Annotated in this window: 6 protein-coding genes; all 6 read left to right on the top strand. The window is 70.4% G+C overall.

Annotation, left to right across the window (positions count from 1 at the left end; genetic code table 11):
• Positions 1 to 1,377 (top strand): fructose-specific PTS transporter subunit EIIC (locus G6026_RS10525; protein WP_182613149.1); only part of this gene is annotated, 1,377 nt, incomplete at its 5' end.
• A gap of 69 nt (positions 1,378 to 1,446) precedes the next feature.
• Positions 1,447 to 1,704 (top strand): HPr family phosphocarrier protein, encoded by a 258-nt coding sequence (locus tag G6026_RS10520; RefSeq protein WP_107757720.1) that lies wholly within the window; start codon positions 1,447 to 1,449, stop codon positions 1,702 to 1,704.
• Positions 1,701 to 2,618, top strand: coding sequence for an NAD(P)H-binding protein (locus tag G6026_RS10515; protein WP_182613148.1), 918 nt, complete (start codon positions 1,701 to 1,703; stop codon positions 2,616 to 2,618). The genes G6026_RS10520 and G6026_RS10515 overlap by 4 nt, the downstream gene beginning before the upstream one ends.
• Before the next feature lie 76 nt (positions 2,619 to 2,694).
• Positions 2,695 to 3,360, top strand: coding sequence for a TetR/AcrR family transcriptional regulator (locus tag G6026_RS10510; protein WP_228549438.1), 666 nt, complete (start codon positions 2,695 to 2,697; stop codon positions 3,358 to 3,360).
• Between the two features lie 184 nt (positions 3,361 to 3,544).
• Positions 3,545 to 4,579, top strand: coding sequence for a diiron oxygenase (locus G6026_RS10505; protein WP_107757723.1), 1,035 nt, complete (start codon positions 3,545 to 3,547; stop codon positions 4,577 to 4,579).
• Positions 4,579 to 5,292: 4Fe-4S binding protein (locus G6026_RS10500; protein ID WP_182613147.1), on the top strand; the 714-nt coding region annotated here is incomplete at its 3' end. The genes G6026_RS10505 and G6026_RS10500, both read left to right, overlap by 1 nt.

Here is a 5,292-nt window from a genome sequence, read left to right as displayed (position 1 = left end):
TTCGCCACCGACGTCGGCGTGCGCGACCGCGGCCGGTTCGCGGGCAAGCCCGTCGTCGAGTACGGGGTGAAGAAGGCGATCGACTCCCCCGCGCGGGTGCTCGACGAGGCGCTCGCCGCCGCGGGCGACCCCGACGCCAAGCGCGTCCCGGCCTCGTCCGGATCGGGTGGGGACTCGAGCTCCGGCGGGTCCGGGTCGGACGAACACTGGGCCCGTGGCCTGCAGCGCGCGGTGATGACCGGTGTGTCGTACATGATCCCGTTCGTCGCTGCGGGCGGTCTCCTGCTGGCGCTGGGGTTCCTGTTCGCCGGATACGACGTGGCCTTTGTCTGGCAGGAGGTGGCCACCGGGTTCACGCTGGCCGACCTGCCCGGCCAGGTCTGGTACCTCGACGGTGAGATCGTGTCCGCCGGGACCGCCGGGGCCGAGATGCTCACCCACGCCGGGCTGAGGTTGTACATCGGCGCCGTGCTCTTCGCGATAGGCCAGGCCGCGATGGGCTTCATGATCGCGGTCCTGTCCGGGTACATCGCCTACGGGCTCGCCGACCGCCCGGGCATCGCGCCGGGCTTCGTGGGCGGTGCGCTCTCGGCCACCCTCGGCGCCGGGTTCATCGGTGCGCTCGTCACGGGCATCCTCGCCGGCTACCTGGTGCGGTGGATGACCACGTGGAAGACCCCGCGCTGGCTGTCCGGCCTCATGCCGGTGGTGCTGATCCCGCTGCTCGGATCGCTCGCGATCGGCCTGCTGATGTTCCTGCTGCTCGGCCGTCCGCTGGCCTCGTTGACCTCCGCCATGGAGTCGTGGCTGGGCGGGATGAGCGGGACCTCGGTGATCCTGCTCGGCGTCATCCTGGGCCTCATGATGTGCTTCGACCTCGGCGGACCGGTCAACAAGGCCGCCTACACCTTCGCCACCGCCGGACTGGTCGCCGACAACCCGGCCTCGCTGCGCATCATGGCCGCGGTCATGGCCGCCGGCATGGTGCCGCCGCTGGCCATGGGCCTGGCGACGGTCGTCCGCAAGCGCCTGTTCACCGAGGTCGAGCAGGAGAACGGCCGGGCCGCGTTCCTGCTGGGTGCCAGCTTCATCACCGAGGGTGCCATCCCGTTCGCCGCCGCCGACCCGATCCGCGTGATCCCCTCGATGATGGCCGGCGGTGCCGTCACCGGAGCGCTGATCATGGCATTCTCGGTGGAGTCGTACGCACCGCACGGCGGTCTGTTCGTGGTGTTCGCCATCAACCCGGTCTGGGGTTACCTGGTGGCCATCCTCGCGGGCATGCTGGTCTCGACCACAGCCGTGGTCCTGGCCAAGAGCGCCCGTCGAGATCCCGCTCCTGTCGCGGCACCGGCGCCCGTCGCCGTCGCCGCCTGATCCCCACCCGACCGCTCTCCGGCGGGTCGGTCCGCCGACCCGCCACTCCACCAGTCACGAGGAGACACCATGCCCACCACCACCGTCATCGTGGGATCCGCCGAGGGGCTGCACGCCCGCCCCGCGGGGATCATCGCCGAGGCCGCCGAGAAGTACGACACGGACATCGAGATCGCGTTCGACGGTGAGGAGGCCGACGCCGCCTCGGCGATGCTCATCATGGCGCTCGGAGCCGAGAAGGGGGCCGAGGTCACGGTGAGCGGGGACGACGCCGCCGCGGTGGCCGAGATCGCCGCCCTCATCGAACAGGATCTCGACGCGGGATGACCGTGCTCGTCGTGGGATCGGGTGGGTACCTGGGATCGCGCCTGGTACCCGAACTGCTGGCCCGGGGGCACCACGTCCGGGCCGGTGTCACCGATCCCCGGCGGGCGGGGCCCCACGAGCGGACGTCCCACGACCGGGGCGGCCGCGAGGAGACGGTCCACTGCGACGTCCTCGACCCGGACTGCCTGCCCGCCGCCCTGGACGGCGTGGACTCGGTCGTCTACCTGGTCCACCGTATGGGGCACGGGCCGGGTTTCCGGTCCGAGGACGCGGCGGGCGCCACCGCGATGCGCGAGTCGATGGCCGCGGCCGGCGTCGGTCGCTGCGTCTACGTCTCCGGGCTCGCACCGTCAGCCGGCCCGGGCGACACGCTGTCCCGGCACATGTCCTCCCGGCTCGAGGTCGAACAGCTGCTCTCGGACGGACCCACGCCGGTGTTCACCCTCCGGGCCGGCATCGTCCTCGGTGCCGGCTCGGTGAGCTTCGAAATGCTGCGCACACTGTGCGATCGGTTGCCGGTCCAACCAGTGCCCCGGTGGATGCGCGGCAGCCGGGTCGAGCCGATCGCCGAGCGCGACGTCCTCGAGGCCCTGTGTCACGCGCTGGAGGGGGTTCCGCGTTCCGGCCACGGGGACCTCGGATGCGGCGAGGTCCTCACCTACCCCGCGCTGCTGCGCAGGTTCTCGCGGGTCGCGGGCCTGCCCACCCTCCGCATCCCGGTGTTCGGGGTGCCATGGGATCTGGTCGCCGCGGGGCTGTCCCCCGTCGTCGACTCGGATCCCGCGACCGTCGGCGCGTTGGTCGAGAGCCTCCGCCACGATATGGTGACCGCCGACCAGACCGCGGATCTGTTTCCCGCCGGGTGGGAGCGGACAGGCATCGACGACGCCATCCGCCGGGCGCTCCGCGACTGACATCACGATCCGGTTCCGACCCCACCGGTCACGCCACACCTCCGCGCGAGCGCCGGGTCTGGGGGACAATCGAGCGATGCCCCCGAATCTCCCGTTCACCGCCGCGACCTTCATCCGCGCAGCTCTGGACCGCCACGGGCCGAGCAGCACGACGGACGACATCGGCGAGAAGCTCCTCGACGCAGCCGTCCGACAGTTCGAGACCTTCGGCGTGACCCGGTCCACGATGGGGGACATCACGCAGCGGTCGGGCCTGTCCCGGATGACCCTCTACCGCCGGTTCGCCAACAAGCAGGAACTGATCAACGCCGTCCTGCTGCGCGAGACCGGCCGCATCCTGGCCGGGCTGAAGCAGGAGATCGACCGCTACGACGACGTGGAGTCCAAGCTGACCGAGGGGTTCCTCTACACGGTCGAGACCCTGCGCGCCCACGGCCTGCTCAACCGACTCCTGGAGAGCGAGCCCGAGGTCGCCGTCCCCTACCTGACGGTGCGGGGCGAGCCCCTGGTCAGTAACAGTGCCGAGTTCCTCGCCTCGGAGATGGCCTCCAGTCTCGACGACTCGCGGTCCCACGAGGAACTCCTGGTGGCGGCCGAGGTGGCCGTCCGACTGGTGATCTCGTTCGTCCTCACCCCGTCCACCACGATCGATCTGGACGACCCCGACGTGGCGCGCGACTTCGCCCGCAGGCACCTGGGCCCGCAACTCCGCGGGCGAAGGGGGCCTACCGACGGGTCCTGAGCGAATCAGGGCGCGAGAGGGCCGGGGAGGGCTCTGAGCAGGACGGTGGCGTGCGGGCGTTGACACGAGGGGCACTGCTGCCTAGCCTCAGTTACAAAGAGACCTCAAATGTCACTCTGTACTTCCTCCTCTGTACGCCGAGGCTCTCTCCGGCCCGAGTGGTCGGAAGACGAAAGGGATCGTCATGCCCGCACCCACCCCCACCCCAGCCCCCTCGATCCGGACGCAGCCGTCGGCCCCGACCCCGACCAGTTCGCGCGAGGAGTACGACGCCACTCTGCTCCGCCTGTCCGAGGCGTCGGTGCGACGCCACTTCGACGCGTTCGTCGACGTCCCCTGGGACCATCCCGACTTCCGGGTGGACCGCTCCGACGAGCGCTGGATCCTCCCCGCGGCGGTCGACCCCCTGGGTGCCCACCCCTGGTACCAGTCCCTACCCGTGGAGACGCGGATCGAGATCGGCATGTGGCGCCAGGCCAACATCATGAAGGTCGGCCTGCAGTTCGAGAACCTCCTGATCCGCGGGATCATGCAGTACATCGCCACCCTTGACAACGGATCGGCAGAGTTCCGGTACCTCACCCACGAGGCGACCGAGGAGTGTCACCACACCCAGATGTTCCAGCAGGGCGTGAACATCATCGGCGCCGACGTCCCCGGCCTTCCCCGCTGGCTGCGCAGGGTCTCGCCGGTCATCCCCTGGTTCGCCTCCCTCACCCCCGTGGGCTTCTTCATCGGCGTCCTCGCCGGCGAGGAGCCCATCGACCACACCCAGAAGCAGATCCTGCGTGGCGCGGACGAACTCCCGCCCGTGCTGAGCCGGATCATGGAGATCCACGTGGCGGAGGAGGCCCGGCACATCTCCTTCGCCCACACCTACGTCGCCCGCTACGCGCCCCGGTTGACGCGCGGCCAGGCCTTCGCGATCTCCCTGGCGTTCCCCGTGATCATGCGGGTGCTGTGCGACGCCATCCTCAAGCCGACCAAGGAGTTCCGCGAGGAGTTCGGCGTCCCCCGCGAGGTCATCGACGAGCTCTACTGGAACAGTCCGAAGTCCCGTGAGTTCCTGTCTGACCTCTTCTCCGACGTCCGCATGCTCGCCGAGCAGTCCGGTCTGATGAACCCCCTCGCGCGGCGGGTCTGGCGGGCCCTGAAGATCGACGGCCGCGCCTCCCGCTACCGCAGCGAACCCCCCGTCACGTACGCCACCCACGCCTGATGCCCCACGTCGTCACCCAGGCCTGCTGCGCCGACGCGTCCTGCGTGCACGCCTGCCCGGTCAACTGCATCCACCCGACTCCGGACGAACCGGACTTCGCCACCGCGGAGATGCTGTACATCGACCCGGACGTCTGCGTGGACTGCGGGGCGTGCGTCGGCGCCTGTCCGGTCGGCGCGATCGTCCCCGACGACCGTCTCACGCCGGCTGAGCAGGTCTTCCTCGACCTCAACGCCGTGTTGAGCACACCCTCACGACCGTATCCGCCGCAGGCACCGGTCCCCCCGATCCGCCGTCTGGAGCGCGACCGGGGACGTGCCGGGCACCCGCTCCGGGTGGCGATCGTCGGAGCCGGACCGGCCGCTCTCTACACCGCGGATGAACTACTCAGGCAATCGGGCGTCGAGGTGACCGTGTTCGACCGCCTGCCGGTGCCCCACGGACTGGCCCGCCACGGCGTGGCCCCCGACCACGCCCGGACCCGGTCGGTCACCGATCTTTTCACCCTCATCGAGAACCAGTCCGGGTTCACCTACCGCCTGGGCGTGGAGATCGGCCGGGACCTCGGCGTCGGCGACCTCGCCGCGCACCACGACGCCGTGGTGTACGCGACCGGGGCCAGTACCGACCGCCCCCTCGACATCCCGGGGACCGGACTCCCCGGGAGCATGTCCGCGACGCAGGTGGTGAGCTGGTACAACGGCCACCCCGAC

It is taken from the genome of Dietzia sp. DQ11-38-2 (genome assembly GCF_014145055.1).
Lineage (GTDB): Bacteria > Actinomycetota > Actinomycetes > Mycobacteriales > Mycobacteriaceae > Dietzia.
Note: the sequence above shows the minus strand (reverse complement) of the source record. Positions and strands in the feature narration are given on the sequence as shown.

Excerpts from the sequence above, each read along its gene's own strand:
- G6026_RS10520 (WP_107757720.1), top strand. The coding sequence starts at position 1,447 with ATGCCCACCACCACCGTCATCGTGGGATCCGCCGAGGGGCTGCACGCC.
- G6026_RS10515 (WP_182613148.1), top strand. The coding sequence starts at position 1,701 with ATGACCGTGCTCGTCGTGGGATCGGGTGGGTACCTGGGATCGCGCCTG.
- G6026_RS10510 (WP_228549438.1), top strand. The coding sequence starts at position 2,695 with ATGCCCCCGAATCTCCCGTTCACCGCCGCGACCTTCATCCGCGCAGCT.
- G6026_RS10505 (WP_107757723.1), top strand. The coding sequence starts at position 3,545 with ATGCCCGCACCCACCCCCACCCCAGCCCCCTCGATCCGGACGCAGCCG.